The sequence below is a fragment of the Alkalinema pantanalense CENA528 genome (assembly GCF_050753345.1).
Lineage (GTDB): Bacteria > Cyanobacteriota > Cyanobacteriia > Leptolyngbyales > Leptolyngbyaceae > Alkalinema > Alkalinema pantanalense.
Genome location: NZ_JBLZFX010000046.1, coordinates 1 through 15,840, shown reverse-complemented (window position 1 = coordinate 15,840; position 15,840 = coordinate 1). Strand labels below are relative to the sequence as shown.

Here is a 15,840-nt window from a genome sequence, read left to right as displayed (position 1 = left end):
GTTGCGTTGGTACGATCGGCTGAACTCCCCCATCCATCAAGGCTCTAGCTTATAATGACGAAGAGGAGACTGGCTTTTCGTCCACCTGCTTTGAGGAAATCCAAATGCTAACGAGTGTTGCAGGCATTTACCGTGATGGGCGCATAGAACTCAAAGAAAATCCCACAAATGTGCCTGAAGGTACCTGGGTTATTGTTACTTTTGTCAAATCCAGCGATATTGATTTAAAGGCTCAAGCGATCGACCCGGAGCAAGCAGAAGTATTGCGTGCGAGTTTATCAACTTTTGCTGAGGATTGGGATAGCCCTGAAATGAGTGTTTATGACAACTATAGGGCATTTCCTATTACGAAGAGGTAGTCTACAAGCTATGGAAGATCGGTTATCTCCTGCTGCTGCTGAAGTTATTTTAGGACGTTTACCGGAACGGATACGAACTGCTCTAATGACCCGTGCGGTAGAAATTGAATATCCGATTGAAGCAGTGGTGGAGATGGCGATCGCAAGTTTTTTGGATGAGGATGCCTTGGGTTTTGTCGATTGCAAACCCGATCGGGAAAAGTATTGTTCAAAATAGATTTTATACTAATTTTATGTGAAGCCACACAGAATAATATCAGACAGGATGACCTTTTCAGGGCATTGATCATATGCAGCTTCACACAGATTTGTATTAAGTTATTCCTCTAACTTAGAGTTTTATGAACAGGAATAATTAGAATTACATGGGGACTGATTATAACAGAGCAAGATTGCTTATTCGAACGTACTAACTCAAATCTACTTTCTTCGTCAGTTAGTGTTTACTAATAGATTTATTTTCAAGCATTAATAAATATTGAAGATTTTTAGTCTTTACGTATAGTTCAGTTATCCTTTTAGGTAAGGGGTGACTTAGTAAAATATAAGGAGTGACTTATAAAACATATGGATTATCAAACCTTACATATTTCTAAAACTATTTCTATTGGCACAAATTTGTTCCAATTATCAGATCCAACTGATGATGCTGGTACAGAATTACCTAACTTTAGCCTTTATCAGATTTACCCAGTCAAACGTAGTAAAGTTGAAGCTATTTCTCACAAGCTTTATAGTAGAGTCTTCGAAAAGATAAATGGTGGTAGTTTAGAGGACGCTAAAGTTTCTCTAACCAAGTATGAGTATGTAGCCTTAGAAAATCATGCAGTTTGTAAAGATGAGCGTGTTTATATTGTTGTTACTCGAGAAGCACGTCATGATAGTGCACGAGCAACAGTATTTATGAGATTTCATAGCTATGGCGATCATTTGTACGTAGGTATTAATGCTTACATGCTTGGAAGAGTCAAATGGTCAGCTATATTGTGGAGGCTTTTGATATGTCTTTCTGTACTTACTCTACTTCCACTTATCCTACATTTTTTTACCATTTTCAGTAGTTTTTCGGGTAATAGTAGTTCTAGCGAATTTCATAGCTTCACTGACTTATTATGGTGGGTAATTTTTCCTTGTTTGCTGGTTTCATGTTGGTGGGGTGTTATTAAAAGAATGGTTCAAGATCCTAAGAAGCCAGTCTCTATAGCTTTTCGTCAAGCATTTCAAGGCTCTCTTCACGTTGGTTCTTTTGGTGCTGACGATATAATGATGTTCCTAAAGAGTACTCTTAATATTGGAGTGATGGCTGTTCGCGATGTCTTTAAGGAAGAAGGATTGCCTATAGAAACTTTAGATGTATTTGTTCAAAGCATTAATGTTAATAATGTTTTCCAAAATTCAGTAGGAGCCGTTGCAGGCAATGTGCAGGGTAACTTTACTATTTCTTCTTTATCTGAGTAGTTTCAACAGTTACAATAATTAAATACTGGTTGAGTGGTTTCGCATCAAGAAAGAAATTATGTCAGATATTTCAAAGGTTTCAATGCAGTTTAATGCGCCCATTACAGCAATTACTGGTAATGTGGAGGGTGACTTCATTCTTAATCTCAATTCACAATCTTCAGTAGAAGCTGTTTCCGAGATTCAAGAATTGTTAGGCCAACTACAGCAATCTAACCCTATAAACCTTGAAGTGGCTATTCAACAAGAAATTCAGCACAATCCAACTTTTAAAGCTCGGCTCAGTAATGCTCTGAAGGAAGCAGGTTTAGAAGCAGCGAAAGTTTTATTTGCTCCTTTAGGGATAGGTATTGAAGCTGTAAGAGGTTGGTTTGAAGCTCAATAAATCGTACTGCCCAGAAGAGCAGGGTAGAGAGAATTGTACGGTATTAAGCAAGACCTAACTTGCATTGTCGTGCTAGATCGTAGTGACGTACAAAATCCCAAATAGTTACCATATGGTCGTCTGTTGTTTCTATCCTTCTGATGAAGAATGGAAAAGGGATGTATTGACTATAATCGATCTATAAGCAATGGATTAATACAGTCTCTTATCTGTTAACGGAGTTAAGAGCTACTAATAACAAGCTTATTGGAGCATTTAAATAGCTCCTGAGATGATCGACGTTGTTACTCAAATAACAGATCCCGATGGGCTTCAAAGTATTTCAATCAACACTCATGAGCATCGGGTAATTTCAATCATGCGCCGCGATCGCTGCAAGGACGTGAAAGAGCAATGCGATCGCTGCGATCTCACAGTGTTTTTGGGAGCGTTCGACTTGCTAAAATGATAGGCGATCGGACTCCCATCGCAATCCCCATGAACTACCAAGACATCATCACCCTCGAACCGGGTAAACGCAGTGGCAAACCTTGTATTCGCGGCATGCGCATCACCGTCTATGATGTCCTTTCTTACCTCGCCTCCGGCATGACCACCGAGGAAATCCTGGCAGATTTTCCGTACCTCACCCCCACCGATATCCTTGCCTGCCTTGCCTATGCCGCTGATCGTGAGCAGAAAACCCTAACGATTGCCGCATGAAGCTTCTGTTTGACCACAACCTCTCCCCGCGCCTGGTCAATCTCCTGGCTGACATTCATCCCAACTCCCAGCACGTCTTTTACTGGGCATGGATCAGGCTAACGATCAGCAAATCTGGGACTACGCTACTCAAAATGATTTCACGATCGTCACTCGAGACTCCGACTACAACGACCTCAGCCTGATGCGCGGTTTTCCACCCAAAGTTATTTGGATTCGTCGCGGTAATTGTTCAACCCAAGCCATTGCACAGATCGTCCGATCGGCAACAGACATGATTCAACGACTCGCTCAAGACTCATCGATCGGCGTTCTCACACTCTACTGAACCGTCATCTTTTGGCCTTTTCACTCGCGAGCTTGCTTAATTTGAGCGATCGCATCTTCTCAGGTAATGCCATCCAAAAGCGAATCGCGATCTCGAGTGTAATCTCCACTGCCCCGATCAAATTGCTGCAAAAAACGCGCCATTCCCACCGCACATAACGCCTTCACCAAAGCCTCGATGCCAAGCTGCCATAATTGCGCTGGACTCAACTCATGGAGTTTGCATCAATCATCACCTCCACAATCCATCTCACTGAATTCACATCCTTCACTTGTAACATTGTTTGAATACCGTCCTGCTCAACGCACTGTTCACTCATCCATTGTCAGCAGTGCTGTTGTGTTTCAGGTAATTTCCATCATGCGCCGCGATCGCTGCAAGAACGTGCAAGAGCAATGCGATCGCGCCCAAAATTATCGCCCTCTCCCGTACGATCGAACCAACCGAACAATTCCAAAAAGGCTTCCTCCAACCAATGTTTGTCTAAATTGTTAAAATCTAGAACAAACAGCCTAAAACTGCGCTGGCCATATCTCCAGGAGCTAAAACTATGGTTGCAGCCAAAGACACCGCCCGCCACTTCACCCCCGAAGAATACTTCGCTTGGGAAGAAAAGCAGCTAGAGAAACACGAACTGATCGACGGCCAAGTCTATGCCATGACCGGTGGTAGCATCAATCATGGCCGCATTGCCATCAAGCTAACGGCTCTATTCGACAGTCACCTAACAAATAGCGACTGCATTGTTGGCAACTCCGATATAAAAGTCAATATTCTGAACGCCAACAACTACACCTACCCCGACGCCAGCGTCACCTGCGACGATCGCGACAAAACCACCACCCAATACATCACCTACCCCTGCCTCATTGTTGAAGTTCTCTCCCCCAGCACCGAAGCCTACGACCGTGGTGGAAAATTTCGTATATATCGCCAAAACCCCATGCTGATTGACTATCTGTTAGTCAGTTCCACCAGCATCGAAATAGACTTGTACCACAAAAATGAAGCAGGCGACTGGGTGATCACTAACTACCAGGCAGGCGACACCCTTGAACTCAAAAGCATTAACTTGAGTTTTGAGATCGAACAGATCTATCGCGGTTTAACCCTCACCCCAGAACCCGAATCCGTTTAATCTTCAAACAGCCGTCGCTCTTGCTGCACCAACTTGATAAACAGAATCTCATCCCCATTAGCCACCAACCCAAAACTAGGTTGCCCTGGATGAGGATTAGCCATTAGGTACACCAGAGTTTGCGGCAATGCCGTCCATACCGACAACGCCGTTTTCTTAGACTCCAAAACCACCACCCAAAACTGATTCACTAGAACTAGGACATCCATTCGCCCTTGCAATACTTCTTCCCTATCCTCTAGCGTCAACTGTACCGATTCCTCCGCCCGCACCCGAAACGGCAGATCATAAAACCCCGCGATCGCCAGCAAGGGAGAAGCCAGCAACGAAGCCAGCAACAGCTTAACCGTCCCTTCTAACAGGTGACTTTGCGATCGTTGATAGAGATAGCGCCGCCGCAACTCCTCCAACGCCGATCGCTCAGTGTCAGACAGTTCCGGTAACTGAGTCTGCCATTCTGGGAAAAACGCTCCATCTTCCGTTCGCAACAGCTTAAATTGTCACTCTGCTTCAGCCAGCGTTGTAATAGTATCAGTAAGGGCAATCGACATAAAATAAATGAGGTATTAGACGGTTCGATCGGACAAGTGATGCGATTAATTTGAGCACTCGCTGATTTTGCAAGCTTTTGAACCTCGCGATCGATCCCGTACTCTCTGCTTCAATACCCCCTGCTTCAATTCAGCGGGTACAACGCACAAAGTCCCTAGGAAAACCAGGAGGGTACTTCTAGGGACTTCGTGTTAGTTGAATTTAGAGGTTCGATCGAACCGACATGTAACCGCTACGTTTTAACCCGCTAATTGGATCGATCGAGCCACCAACGTTTCCGCCGTAATACCATTCAGTGCCATTAACTCGCCCGCAGAAGCCGTGGTTTCCCCGCGCTTCCAGGAGACGACATCCCGCTTCACAGAACTGCGCAGCATAATCGGCTCCAGCATATTGGCAGGGCCACCCGTCACACCAATCACCGCATCGCCACCAAACAACGCTTCAAATTCTGCATCATCCAAGAAATTGCCATCGGGATCCGACGTAGTTTCCCACAGCACATCCGTAGGCCGATAGAGACGACGGGGATTAATCACTGAGACGATGCGAACCCCGTAACCTTGGGCTTCCAACTGTTGCGCAGCGGCATATACCGGATTGAGAATCATATCACCCACCACGGCAAACGTAACTTTCTTGCTTCCGTTGCTTTCGTGGAGAACAACACCACCCTTTTGCAATCCTTCCTGCGTTTGGGCAAACGTTGTCCGAATCGGTAACGGAGATTTGCTAGCCGTAATCACCACACCTTTGTTGGAAGTGCCCAAGGCCCAGTCATAGCAGACTTGGATACTGTTAGCATCCGGTGGGAAAACGGGGAACACATTCCCATTGCGCATCATGGCAGCGAAGTAGGCTTCCACCTCCGGGCGTTGGTGCGTCCAGCCGTTGCGGCCCTGTTCCAGTGCCCCGGCGGTAAACAGCGTAATCGTCGAGGGCGTGGGACGGCGCAGTTCCGCCATGGCTTGGGTGACGGTTTGCCAAATGGGAAGCCCGTTGATCGCAAAGGATTCGTAGGAACACCAGAGACTACGACCGCCAAACAACGCCAGGGCAGCAGCAAAGCCCGCACAGGCATCTTCATTCAACGGTTCATAGACCTGACCACCGGGATGCTGGTTGTACAGTGGATCTTCCGTAGGGTGAATGATTTTCAAAGTCTGGTTGATGTTCGCCATACCCGAGGCTTCGTTACCATCGGCGTTGGTGACGACAAATGCACCATCCTGCTTACCCACATAGCCCACCAGTTGCCCCATAACCGTGGTGGAAACCTTGGCATCACCCCCGATCGCGAATTCTTCCAAGGGCAATTTGCCTAGGTCGGGTAAAGGCCGGACAAACTCGGTCACCACGGTTTTACTAGCGGGGCCACCGCCTGCCCGTTCGCAGTTGGTGCGCACGAGATCCCAGGCTTCTGGGGAGAGGGCACAGGACTGCATCCCGGCGATCAGGTCGGGATTGTCTAGGGTGTGGTGGGCGTAGAGGTTGTGAGATTTGGCTCCCCGTGCGTGAACGCCTGCACCCTTGAGTTGCTTGATGATCAGCACCGTCAGCTTACCACCCAGAGCCGATTGGGCCGCTTTATCCGCTGCGGCCAGAACCGCCTGCCCAAAGGCCAACCGCTGCTCAAAGGAGAACATCGTGCTATCAACGTAGTCTCCGGGCTGGTTTTGGTCGTCGAAATCCTTCGCATCGATCAACACCACTTCTGCAAACCCGTGGGCTGCCCAGTAATCCGTCATGGCTTGGTTGGACTTGAGGGACACCATGCTGTGGTGCTCCTGGGAATAGCCGTTCCAGACCAGAATAGGCAGGAAGTTGGTCACCGTGGGGTAGGCGGTGTTGAAGTGGGCGATCGCGCTCATGATGTAGGGTTCGCCCAGGCCACCATCGCCGATCGTGCAGGGGAACAGGACGCCGGGATGGAGAAATGCACCGGCCATGGCAAAGTGTTGGCCCTGGCCCAGGGGACCCGCCGGAGCCAGCAGGCCGGGAATTTGGCCGGAGAGGTGACCCAGTAAGCCATGACGTTCCCGGAAGCGATCGCGCAGATCTTGCACGGTGTTGATGCCCATGTCTTCTAGGGACTTGTCCAGGAACATGGCGGAGTAGAAACCGGGGGCATGGTGGCCAACTTCAGTGACAAAGTTTTTATGGCCCAACATGACCAGGGCGGCATAGGCTTCCGCTTGGCTGGCAAATCCGCCGGGGTGTCCCGAGGCTTTGCTGCCCGTCATCTGGAGGATGAGATACCGCAGTGCGTCGGCATAGAGCAGGGTTTGGTAGGCAGCGGCAGGATCCGTGGGATTGACGGCCTTGGATCCTGGGGCGATCGCGGGGGTTTTGCCGTACTGATCGAACCCTTGGGGCTGTTGACCAAAGTACTGAATGCCTTCACAGAATGCGGGCATCGAAGCGGAGGTTGCGGTCATGGTGGGTACCTAATGCTTCAAAAGAGTCAATAAACCATGGTACACACCTTGCTTAACAAAATTTTGCTTTTCTTGCTTGGGGTTTCTAATCATTGTCCTCAGAGAAACCTATGGTAAGGGCTAGAAAACCGAATGATTGGCAGAGAGGCGATCGATCAGCCTAGCGGGGTAAAAGTGCGTCAGAATTGAGCTAGTAGGAGGATAAGGTTGCAGGGAATGTCTGGTTTATGGAGGTCGATCGGGTATGACAGTGACTACTGCCTCACCTCAACTTTATACAGCGGAAGCGTATCTGGAGCGGGAAGTCCAGTCGCAAACGCGCCATGAATTTCGTAGTGGAGAGATTGTCCCCAGGACTGGCGGAACCCCAGCCCATAATGAAATTGTCGGCAATCTGCTTTTCCGACTGAAATCTGCCCTGAAAAGCCAGCCCTACAGTATTTTTGTGACCGATCAGCGACTTTGGGTGCCCGCTAGCAATCTCTATACCTATCCCGATATCATGATTGTGCCGCGTCCGGTGGAGTTGCAACCAGGCCGCAAGGATACGGTGATGAATCCGATCGTGATTGCGGAGGTGCTATCAGAATCGACCAAAGCCTACGATAGAGATGAAAAATTTGCAGCCTACCGATCGATACCAACTTTCCAAGAGTATTTGTTGATCGATCAGTACCAATTTCATGTTGAACATTACGTTAAACAACGGGAAAACCAATGGCTATTTACTGAATACAATAATCGAAGTGATAAAGTTATTTTGTCTACTGTAGCGACTGAAATTATGTTGGCAGATCTGTATGAAAATCTGGAGTTGCTAGGAGAAGCCGATGTTGAAAAGCTATGAGGCAATTTATGAAGATGGCCAATTTAAGTGGCTACAGGATAAGCCTATGGAAAAGTCTGCTCGCGTCATTGTGACCATTTTGGAAGCAACAGAGGTTACTGCAATCAAACGTCGATCGCCATCACCCTTGATTGCAGGTAAGGGAGAAACTATTGGGGATATTGTTAGTCCGATCGTGGATGAAGAGGATTGGGGATATCTCAAATAATTCTACTGGATACCAACGTTTAGTTTTGATAGCTTAAAAAATAAAATCAAGAATTTTTAGTATCAATGAATAGTTTCTAAAATGGTGAAATTATCAAAAGACGGTGAAGATTTGCAATGGCAACAGTACGCCTAGAAAAATTAGTTCGTCAGTTTTCGGGCGGATCTCAGGTCGGGGAAGTGAGTTTTACGATTCCCGATGGGCAGTTTTGGGTCTTGGTGGGGCCTTCGGGGTGCGGGAAGTCTACGATTTTGCGAATGCTGGCGGGATTGGAAACGCCAACGGGCGGAGATCTGTATATCGCCGATCGACGGGTCAATGAGATTCCGGCGCGGCAGCGGGATGTGGCCATGGTGTTCCAAAATTATGCACTCTATCCCCACATGACTGTGCGCGAAAATCTCTCCTTCGGCCTCAAAATGCGCAAGGTGGATGCAGCTACGATGCAAAGCCGCGTGCAGGAAGTGGCGGAGATTTTGGAGATTGCGCCATTGCTCGATCGTAAACCGAAACAACTCTCCGGTGGGCAACAGCAGCGGGTGGCCCTGGGACGGGCGATCGTGCGGCAACCCCAGCTCTTTCTCTTAGATGAACCACTGTCGAATTTGGATGCGCAACTGCGGGATGACACGCGCACAGAACTGAAGCGATTGCACCAGAGTTTGGGCATTACCACGGTATACGTCACCCACGACCAAACGGAAGCGATGACCCTGGCCGATCGCATTGTGGTGCTCGATCGGGGGCAAGTTCAGCAAATTGGCGATCCACAAACGATTTACAACCAACCCGCCAATCGTATGGTGGCAACGTTTCTGGGCAGTCCGCCGATGAATATTTTGCCCGCTCAGTTTTTGGGCGATCGTTGGCAGGTGGAGGGGCAATCGTTCACGCTGGGGGAAACTGGACGATCGGTGGCGCTGCCGGAAACTTTGAGATCGGGCCAGACCTACGATTTAGGCATTCGGCCAGAATATCTCACAATTAATTCGACAAATCCCCATTTCCACGCCACGATCGACGTGATTGAACCACTGGGTCGGGAAACCTTGGTGCGGGTGCAGGGGGCAAATACCGCATTGATGTTGATTGTACCGATCGACCAAGCTTTGCAAGTGGGCGATCGCTTACCCATTGCCCTCGATCCCAATCAACTCTTTATATTTGACCCCGCAACGGGCGATCGGATTTACCCCTTGGCCTAACCCCAAATCGACTGGAATTAACCCCAACTTAACCCAAGCTTGATTTCTGCCCAACCAATCCAACGATCGCGAGGCTGAATGGTATTGAAAGGCTAGAGATTTAGACCAGGAATTCGGTGCCCGATCGCGTGCCAGATCATAAAGTGGCTAAACGGGAAGCACAAACAGTGCAAGCTTGCGAACCAGAAGTGAAATGCTGTCAGAATGCCCGATCGAGCCATTACAATTACAAAAATTAGCAGTCACAAACTCGAAAAATCATGCATCGTAGTCCCAACCCAATTGCATTAGTGGCATAACACGGTTGGCAATTGCAGCAGCATTCCGCACAATTAGAGGGGCAAATGACGCAGACTGAATTGCTGATTCAGAAAACGTCTTGCATAACATGTCTCTCTTAATCTCTCTGAGTATTTAGGTGTATCTGCCAAGAGTTCAATTTGTAAGGAGATCGAAATAATGATTAGACCTCTTTCCGTTGGCGTGGCAGGTGTTTTATTGGCAATGGGGACATCTCTGGGCGTAGCAGTCCATGCCCGATCGACCACAGCGGCTCCTACGGCCCAAACGTCAGCAACGATCGCCCCCACGCTGCAAGCTGAAATGACTTCCTTAGTGGAAGCGCAGCAGCCCGTCCGCATTGCTCAAGCAACTTCTGCGCCCACGACGGCCTCTTTGGAGCAGGCGGTGTTTAACCAGATTAATGCCTACCGTAAGAGTCAAGGGTTAGCTCCCTTGGTACTCAATAGTACGATTACGCAACAGTCTCGCATCCATAGCCAAAACATGGCGAGTAAGAAAGTCCCCTTTGGCCACCAAGGGTTTGATCAACGGATTAAGGCGATCGGTGCGGTGATTCCTTGGAGTGGCGCGGCTGAGAATGTGGCCTACAACTATGGCTATTCCGATCCAGCAAAGCAAGCAGTACAGGGCTGGCTCAAGAGTCCAGGACACTTGCGGAACATTCGTGGCAATTTCAATCTCACCGGAATTGGTGTCAGCCGAAATGCCAAAGGTGAAATCTACTTCACCCAAATCTTTATTAAGAAGCGCTAACACGATCGAGCCAATTCGATCGAAGCCTATATCCCTTGATATCGGCCACGTGTGTATCCCTAAAATAATTCCCGGCTAGTTAACTTACTCCTTCTATCCTTGTGCTACAAAAAACCTCCTCTCCGGGATCGGATGAGGAGGTTTTTTAGTGAATCTAATTAGTTACAAATGCAATGGTGTTAACGGCAACCGACGAAGGGAAGACAAACTTTAGGACGGACTTTTTCCACGGCTCGATCGACGGCTTGCTCAACGGTGGGGATGCCGAGGCCGGGGAAGAGGGCTTGGGCGGTTTTGAGGTAGCTGTTGACTTGGGCGGTGGTGCGGGCGAAGCCGGAGAAGCCGGAAAAGCCTACGTCGAAGATGCAGCCTTCCATCATGTCAGCGGTGACGCCTTCTTTTTGGCAGGTTTGTTGGGCGGCTTCGATGCGCTGACGACCGAGCATATTGAGGGTGAGGTATTCGTTGGGGAATTTCAGGTCGGTGAATTTGGCGGTGGTCATGCCCTGGGGATAGTCGAACAGGGATTCGGTGGCGGAGACGCGCCAGCTATTGCCAAATTCGTTATACATTTGCTTGAAGTACAGTTGTTCGGCGGCACTGAGGGAGACGGGGCCGGTGCTGACGCCGACGAAGCTGAGGGCTTGGCTGAGATTGCCGTAGCTGGATTGTTCAGGGAGGACGCCTTTGCCGCGAATGGTCATGTCGTCTTTGGGGTTGCCGTTGAAGTTACCCAACAGGCCGATCATTTGGTTCCTTTGGGAGTTGGGAATGAAAACGGCGATGTTGAAGAAGGTTTGTTGTTGGACGGTGGATTTGGCGAGGGTAACTTTTTCTCCGGTGGGGGAGTTGATGACGTAGAGGTTATCTTTGAGGGCGATCGCGCCGCCAGTGGGGAGGGTGATGGGGGTTTCGCCGACGGTGATGGGTTTGCCGTTAACCCAGACGCCGTGGCTGCTGTCGCCGTCGGGGAAGTTTTGGGTGTAGAAGCTGAGGCGATCGCCGCAGATGCGCATAGCAACGGCGCTGTTGAGGGAGAGGGAGGGGTTGACGGGGGTATGGCGGGCTTGGATTTCAAAGGGGTTGTTTTGGGCTTTGGCGAGGAGGAATTCGCCGACGGTTTGGAAGCTATAGGTTTTGCCGTCGAAGGTTTTGATGTGGGGGTCGCCGTAGCTGCGGCCTTGGTTGAGATCGCCGCTGGCGTTGAGGGTGCAGTTGGCGATGCGTTGTAGGGTGGGTGGGATGAGTTCGTCGGAGAGGTCTTGGGCGTTGGCGACGAGTTCGCCGGGGAGGGTGGGGCCACCGAGCATGAATGCGCTCAGGATGAGGGCCATCCCGCGACGGAGGAGGCTTTCGAGGCCGATCGCGCCGAGGGCAGCTACGATCGCGAGGATGGTATGGCGAAATCGTCGAAGGGTTTGCATAGCTAGTGTGTTGGAATTCACTGAGACGTTATGTGCGTGATGGTGATTGAGGGCTATTTTCTGAAGATTGCTCCTTTGGGCAGGAGGGAACTCCGAAAATTCACCTATAGGTTCCATACAAGGGCAATGTAGGGGGAATCCGGGAAGCTTATGCAATGTTTTTGTAGGCTTGATTTTTTCAGGTTTTATAGTGGGAGTGGTGGTTCTATGAGGTTAGGTTTATGCCGTCGCCTTTTCCGGGAATGAATCCCTATCTGGAAACTCCGGCTCTATGGTCTGAGGTGCATTCCTGGTTGATTGTGGAGTTGGCACGGCTGCTGAATTCACGCATTACGCCTAAATACCGGGCGGCGGTGGAAAAGCGGGTTTATGAGGAGTCGGTTTTGGTGGGGATTCCTGATGTGGCGGTGGTGCGGCAACCGATCGGGGGAGAGCGGTTTTCCCAGGGGCGATCGGAGGCGGGAATGCTGACGCTGAGTCAACCGCTGGTGGTGGAGTTGCCGGAGTCGGAAACGACGATCGAACGGTATATCGAGGTGCGGGAGGTGGCGACGGGGCGGGTGGTGACGGTGATTGAGGTGTTGTCGCCGAAGAATAAGCGATCGGGGGAGGGGCGAGATCAGTATTTGAGTAAGCGGCTGAAGGTGTTGAGTAGTCAGAGTCATTTGATTGAGATTGATTTGTTGCGGGGTGGGGAGCCGATGCCGATGAAGCCGGAGGTGGCGTCGGATTATCGGGTGTTGGTAAGTCGGGTGGAGCAGCGGGGGCGGGTTCTGGGGAGTGGGGGCGATCGCAGGCCGTCTTTGGCGGAGTTGTATGCGTTTAGTTTGCGGGATGGGTTGCCGTGTTTTCCGGTGCCGTTGCTGGGGGAGGATGTGGAACCGATCGTGGATTTGAATGCGTTGCTGCGGCGAGTGTATGAGGCGGCGGCGTTGGAATGGGCGATCGATTACAGTCAACCGCTGACGCCGCCGTTGCAGCCGGAGGATCGGGAGTGGGTGGAGGGGTTGTTAGGGACGATGGTGGTGGCGCAGGACTTTGAGGATTTGGAAGCAGAGTTTGAGGAGAAAGATGCCCACTCCGGCACTGGGGTTGAGCCAGGTGGCTAGGAAAATGACGGCAAATTCGATGACTTGCATCCAAGCGTCTTCCCGATCGAGGCTGGATTTTGAGTCAGCTTTTTGGGTCATTTGGGGTTTTTGGTTGAATTTCATGGGAGTCATCTCCGGTAGTTGAATGGACTCCTGTAATATCGCTGAAGGCTTGTCTGGCTTGGGTTTGTGCGGTGTATGAGTTGTGTATGTGGAGTGGATGACTTGTGATTGATCCGATAGAATAGGCGCAAGTTTTTTGTGCGGAAGCTATGGCCGATCGATCGTTGCAAGCGACCCCTGAGGGAATTGAACAGGCTAAGGTTGCGTTGAAGGGGATGCGGTTGAATCGAACCACGTTGAGGCAGCGTCTCACTCTCAGCCGACAGCCAGTTGACAATTTTTTTAAAGGGAAAAACGTCAGCAACGACATTTTTGTACAGATTTGCGAAGTGCTGAATTTAGATTGGCAGGTAGTTGCAGGAATCGCTGGGACTACTCCGGAGGTTGTGGCTTCCCAGAGAGAAGGTGAGCAGGTTGATATTCAAGCTTTGGTGCAGCAGACCCGTGAGGCGGTGCGTCCCTACATTCAGAAGCAGTGCGGCACAATGCGAGTGTTGGATATGGAGCAGCCGATCGAACTGACGGGCGATCGGGGCATTTATACGAATGTGAATATCCTGGAGCGGGTGCTGGGGCGGCGACGGCTGGGGCTGGATGATCTACTAAGAGATTGCGATTTGGAGGAATTCGATCGCTTTGGGTTGTCACAGGTCACGGAAAAGCGGGTGCCGGGACGGGATGCGGTGCTGAAGTATCGCAATTTGTTGGTGTTGGGTAAGCCGGGAGCCGGAAAGACGACGTTTCTGAAATATTTGGCGATGCAATGTTTGGCGGGGGATCTGTTTGCCGATCGGGTACCGATCTTTGTGACGCTGAAAGCTTTTGCAGAATCACCGGAACGGAGTGATCTAATTCGGTATATTGCCCAGGAAACCGTGGGACAGTATGCGCAAGTCATTCTACAAGCGGGGCGGGGGTTGGTGTTGTTGGATGGACTGGATGAAGTCCGGGAAGAGGATACAAAGCAGGTTTTGGCGCAGATTCAGGCGTTGGTGCAGCGGTTGGGGGAGAATGCAGTGGTGGTGACCTGCCGCATTGCCGCGAAGGACTATAGTTTGGAAACTTTCACGGAAGTGGAGGTGGCGGATTTTGATGATGCGCAAATTGAAACATTTGTGGGGAATTGGTTCCGGGCGAAGGAGGATGCAGCTAGAGCCGACTTGATGGTAGAGAAGTTACAGGAAAATGAACCTGTTAAGGAATTGGCAAGTAGTCCACTGTTATTAACGCTACTATGTTTAATTTTTGAGGATGCGGTGGATTTTCCGGCAAATCGGGCAGAACTCTATAAAGAAGGCATTGATCTACTGCTTAAGAAATGGGATGGAAAACGTAAGATTCAACGGGAACAGGTTTACGAGAAACTATCCCTCAAACGCAAGGAAGATTTACTTAGTTCCATTGCACTGACCGCTTTTCAACGGAAGGAATATTTCCTGAAGCGACGGGTTCTGGAGAATTATATTTCTGATTACATTGGCAATTTGCCCGATGCAAAGGACGATCCGGAGGCATTGCATTTAGATAGTGAAGCAGTGTTACGCAGCATCGAGGCGCAGCATGGGTTATTGGTGGAGCGGGCCAGTGGGATTTATTCCTTTTCCCATCTGACGTTTCAGGAGTACTTTGCAGCACGGGAAATTGCGGAATCACGGGATAATACTGTACGGCAAAAATTAGTGGAGCAGATGCTGGAAAAGCGCTGGCGGGAGGTGCTTTTTCTGACAGTGGAAATGCTGCGGAGTGCCGATGAATTGCTATTGGCCATGAAAGTCAAGATCGATGGCATGGTAGCGGGCGATGAAAAAATTCAACGATTTCTGCAATGGGTCAATGAAAAAGCTCAATCTATGAAAGCCCCCTACAAACCCGCTGCTATCCGAGCCTATTATTTCGCCCTCGCCCTCGCCCGCGACCTCGACCGCGCCCTCGCCCTCGCCCTCGACCTCGACCTCGCCCTCGACCGATCAGATAGCGATCTGAAGCTTCAGCTTCAGCAGCTATCTGGGCAGTTTTCAGCAGCGAAGCAAAACCTAAATAACTTTAAGCAGTGGTGGAAGACAAATGGTTCACAATGGACAGAGGAACTGCGACAAGTCATGATCAACCATCGTAATATTGGTCACGACTGGCAATTTACTGCATCGCAAAAGCAATTGCTCCAGCAATACTATGATGCCAACCTGTTGCTGGTGCAGTGTTTGAACAGTGATTGTTACGTGAGTCGCTCTGTTCGGCAGGAAATTGAGGAGACGTTGCTGATCCCCCTAAATCCCCCTTCAAAAGGGGGACTTTGAAGAAATCAGGCTAAAAGTAGAGATTTTACTCTACCTATCTTTGATTTCCTCCTATTCCCCCCTTTTGAAGGGGGGCTAGCGATTATCTTGAAAGTCAAGTAGGTTGGGGCAGAACTTGCCCTGGATTAGCTATGGCCGCAGGGTTCCAGAAGGTTCCCTGCTTGACCATGGCATTGAGAATCGTCAGCAACTTTCGCATACAAGCCACTAACGCAACCTTCTTGGCCTT

17 protein-coding genes and 2 pseudogenes are annotated in these 15,840 nt (G+C 49.7%); 14 read left to right on the top strand and 5 right to left on the bottom strand.

Annotation, left to right across the window (positions count from 1 at the left end; all coding sequences use genetic code 11):
* The first annotated feature begins 104 nt into the window (after window positions 1-104).
* From ACN4EG_RS15665 to ACN4EG_RS15635, 7 genes and pseudogenes are all read left to right on the top strand, one after another.
* Entirely contained in the window at window positions 105-359 is a 255-nt protein-coding gene (locus ACN4EG_RS15665) for a hypothetical protein (protein WP_431630778.1), read from the top strand.
* 10 nt (window positions 360-369) lie between these two features.
* Window positions 370-576 carry a hypothetical protein gene (locus ACN4EG_RS15660; protein WP_431630776.1) on the top strand — a complete coding sequence of 69 codons (207 nt, stop codon included), beginning with the start codon at window positions 370-372 and terminating at the stop codon, window positions 574-576.
* Between the two features lie 350 nt (window positions 577-926).
* Window positions 927-1,817 (top strand): hypothetical protein, encoded by an 891-nt coding sequence (locus ACN4EG_RS15655; RefSeq protein WP_431630775.1) that lies wholly within the window; start codon window positions 927-929, stop codon window positions 1,815-1,817.
* A 58-nt stretch (window positions 1,818-1,875) separates the two neighbouring features.
* A complete protein-coding gene (locus ACN4EG_RS15650; RefSeq protein WP_431630773.1) occupies window positions 1,876-2,202 on the top strand; it encodes a hypothetical protein in 327 nt (108 codons plus the stop codon).
* 477 nt (window positions 2,203-2,679) lie between these two features.
* Entirely contained in the window at window positions 2,680-2,904 is a 225-nt protein-coding gene (locus tag ACN4EG_RS15645; protein WP_431630809.1) for a DUF433 domain-containing protein, read from the top strand.
* A pseudogene (locus ACN4EG_RS15640) lies at window positions 2,901-2,945 on the top strand (hypothetical protein); the annotation flags it as partial. The gene ACN4EG_RS15645 and the pseudogene ACN4EG_RS15640, both read left to right, overlap by 4 nt.
* 47 nt (window positions 2,946-2,992) lie before the next feature.
* Window positions 2,993-3,232 (top strand): DUF5615 family PIN-like protein, encoded by a 240-nt coding sequence (locus ACN4EG_RS15635; RefSeq protein WP_431630772.1) that lies wholly within the window; start codon window positions 2,993-2,995, stop codon window positions 3,230-3,232.
* A 59-nt stretch (window positions 3,233-3,291) separates the two neighbouring features.
* On the opposite strand, the gene ACN4EG_RS15630 is transcribed toward ACN4EG_RS15635, so the two are convergent.
* The gene (locus ACN4EG_RS15630) at window positions 3,292-3,441 is read right to left on the bottom strand and encodes a hypothetical protein (RefSeq protein ID WP_431630769.1); all 150 of its coding nucleotides are present in this window, start codon (window positions 3,439-3,441) and stop codon (window positions 3,292-3,294) included.
* Window positions 3,442-3,782: 341 nt separating this feature from the next.
* Here ACN4EG_RS15630 and ACN4EG_RS15625 point away from each other — a divergent pair, with 341 nt between their 5' ends.
* On the top strand, window positions 3,783-4,370 hold the full coding sequence (locus tag ACN4EG_RS15625; RefSeq protein WP_431630768.1) for a Uma2 family endonuclease: 588 nt from the start codon (window positions 3,783-3,785) through the stop codon (window positions 4,368-4,370).
* On the opposite strand, the gene ACN4EG_RS15620 is transcribed toward ACN4EG_RS15625, so the two are convergent.
* Both ACN4EG_RS15620 and ACN4EG_RS15615 read right to left on the bottom strand, forming a co-directional pair.
* Window positions 4,367-4,858, bottom strand: coding sequence for a type I restriction endonuclease (locus ACN4EG_RS15620; RefSeq protein WP_431630766.1), 492 nt, complete (start codon window positions 4,856-4,858; stop codon window positions 4,367-4,369). The genes ACN4EG_RS15625 and ACN4EG_RS15620 overlap by 4 nt on opposite strands.
* Before the next feature lie 303 nt (window positions 4,859-5,161).
* A complete protein-coding gene (locus tag ACN4EG_RS15615; protein ID WP_431630764.1) occupies window positions 5,162-7,360 on the bottom strand; it encodes a phosphoketolase family protein in 2,199 nt (732 codons plus the stop codon).
* A 244-nt stretch (window positions 7,361-7,604) separates the two neighbouring features.
* On the opposite strand from ACN4EG_RS15615, the gene ACN4EG_RS15610 reads away from it, so the two are divergent.
* From ACN4EG_RS15610 to ACN4EG_RS15595, 4 genes are all read left to right on the top strand, one after another.
* A complete protein-coding gene (locus ACN4EG_RS15610; protein ID WP_431630763.1) occupies window positions 7,605-8,207 on the top strand; it encodes a Uma2 family endonuclease in 603 nt (200 codons plus the stop codon).
* Window positions 8,191-8,415 (top strand): hypothetical protein, encoded by a 225-nt coding sequence (locus ACN4EG_RS15605; protein WP_431630760.1) that lies wholly within the window; start codon window positions 8,191-8,193, stop codon window positions 8,413-8,415. Before ACN4EG_RS15610 ends, ACN4EG_RS15605 begins: the two co-directional genes overlap by 17 nt.
* A 116-nt stretch (window positions 8,416-8,531) precedes the next feature.
* Window positions 8,532-9,620 (top strand): ABC transporter ATP-binding protein, encoded by a 1,089-nt coding sequence (locus ACN4EG_RS15600; RefSeq protein WP_431630759.1) that lies wholly within the window; start codon window positions 8,532-8,534, stop codon window positions 9,618-9,620.
* A gap of 459 nt (window positions 9,621-10,079) precedes the next feature.
* Window positions 10,080-10,676 (top strand): CAP domain-containing protein, encoded by a 597-nt coding sequence (locus ACN4EG_RS15595; protein ID WP_431630758.1) that lies wholly within the window; start codon window positions 10,080-10,082, stop codon window positions 10,674-10,676.
* A 179-nt stretch (window positions 10,677-10,855) separates the two neighbouring features.
* On the opposite strand, the gene ACN4EG_RS15590 is transcribed toward ACN4EG_RS15595, so the two are convergent.
* Window positions 10,856-12,100 carry a VWD domain-containing protein gene (locus tag ACN4EG_RS15590; protein ID WP_431630757.1) on the bottom strand — a complete coding sequence of 415 codons (1,245 nt, stop codon included), beginning with the start codon at window positions 12,098-12,100 and terminating at the stop codon, window positions 10,856-10,858.
* Between the two features lie 221 nt (window positions 12,101-12,321).
* Here ACN4EG_RS15590 and ACN4EG_RS15585 point away from each other — a divergent pair, with 221 nt between their 5' ends.
* Both ACN4EG_RS15585 and ACN4EG_RS15580 read left to right on the top strand, forming a co-directional pair.
* The gene (locus tag ACN4EG_RS15585; RefSeq protein ID WP_431630756.1) at window positions 12,322-13,209 is read left to right on the top strand and encodes a DUF4058 family protein; all 888 of its coding nucleotides are present in this window, start codon (window positions 12,322-12,324) and stop codon (window positions 13,207-13,209) included.
* A 254-nt stretch (window positions 13,210-13,463) separates the two neighbouring features.
* The gene (locus tag ACN4EG_RS15580) at window positions 13,464-15,611 is read left to right on the top strand and encodes an NACHT domain-containing protein (protein WP_431630755.1); all 2,148 of its coding nucleotides are present in this window, start codon (window positions 13,464-13,466) and stop codon (window positions 15,609-15,611) included.
* A 94-nt stretch (window positions 15,612-15,705) separates the two neighbouring features.
* Here the strand turns inward: ACN4EG_RS15580 and ACN4EG_RS15575 are convergent.
* Window positions 15,706-15,840: pseudogene (locus ACN4EG_RS15575) on the bottom strand (IS110 family transposase); the annotation flags it as partial.

Coding starts and splice junctions, on each gene's coding strand:
- ACN4EG_RS15665 (WP_431630778.1), top strand. CDS start 105: ATGCTAACGAGTGTTGCAGGCATTTACCGTGATGGGCGCATAGAACTC.
- ACN4EG_RS15660 (WP_431630776.1), top strand. CDS start 370: ATGGAAGATCGGTTATCTCCTGCTGCTGCTGAAGTTATTTTAGGACGT.
- ACN4EG_RS15655 (WP_431630775.1), top strand. CDS start 927: ATGGATTATCAAACCTTACATATTTCTAAAACTATTTCTATTGGCACA.
- ACN4EG_RS15650 (WP_431630773.1), top strand. CDS start 1,876: ATGTCAGATATTTCAAAGGTTTCAATGCAGTTTAATGCGCCCATTACA.
- ACN4EG_RS15645 (WP_431630809.1), top strand. CDS start 2,680: ATGAACTACCAAGACATCATCACCCTCGAACCGGGTAAACGCAGTGGC.
- ACN4EG_RS15635 (WP_431630772.1), top strand. CDS start 2,993: ATGGATCAGGCTAACGATCAGCAAATCTGGGACTACGCTACTCAAAAT.
- ACN4EG_RS15625 (WP_431630768.1), top strand. CDS start 3,783: ATGGTTGCAGCCAAAGACACCGCCCGCCACTTCACCCCCGAAGAATAC.
- ACN4EG_RS15615 (WP_431630764.1), bottom strand. CDS start 7,360: ATGACCGCAACCTCCGCTTCGATGCCCGCATTCTGTGAAGGCATTCAG.
- ACN4EG_RS15610 (WP_431630763.1), top strand. CDS start 7,605: ATGACAGTGACTACTGCCTCACCTCAACTTTATACAGCGGAAGCGTAT.
- ACN4EG_RS15605 (WP_431630760.1), top strand. CDS start 8,191: ATGTTGAAAAGCTATGAGGCAATTTATGAAGATGGCCAATTTAAGTGG.
- ACN4EG_RS15600 (WP_431630759.1), top strand. CDS start 8,532: ATGGCAACAGTACGCCTAGAAAAATTAGTTCGTCAGTTTTCGGGCGGA.
- ACN4EG_RS15595 (WP_431630758.1), top strand. CDS start 10,080: ATGATTAGACCTCTTTCCGTTGGCGTGGCAGGTGTTTTATTGGCAATG.
- ACN4EG_RS15590 (WP_431630757.1), bottom strand. CDS start 12,100: ATGCAAACCCTTCGACGATTTCGCCATACCATCCTCGCGATCGTAGCT.
- ACN4EG_RS15585 (WP_431630756.1), top strand. CDS start 12,322: ATGCCGTCGCCTTTTCCGGGAATGAATCCCTATCTGGAAACTCCGGCT.
- ACN4EG_RS15580 (WP_431630755.1), top strand. CDS start 13,464: ATGGCCGATCGATCGTTGCAAGCGACCCCTGAGGGAATTGAACAGGCT.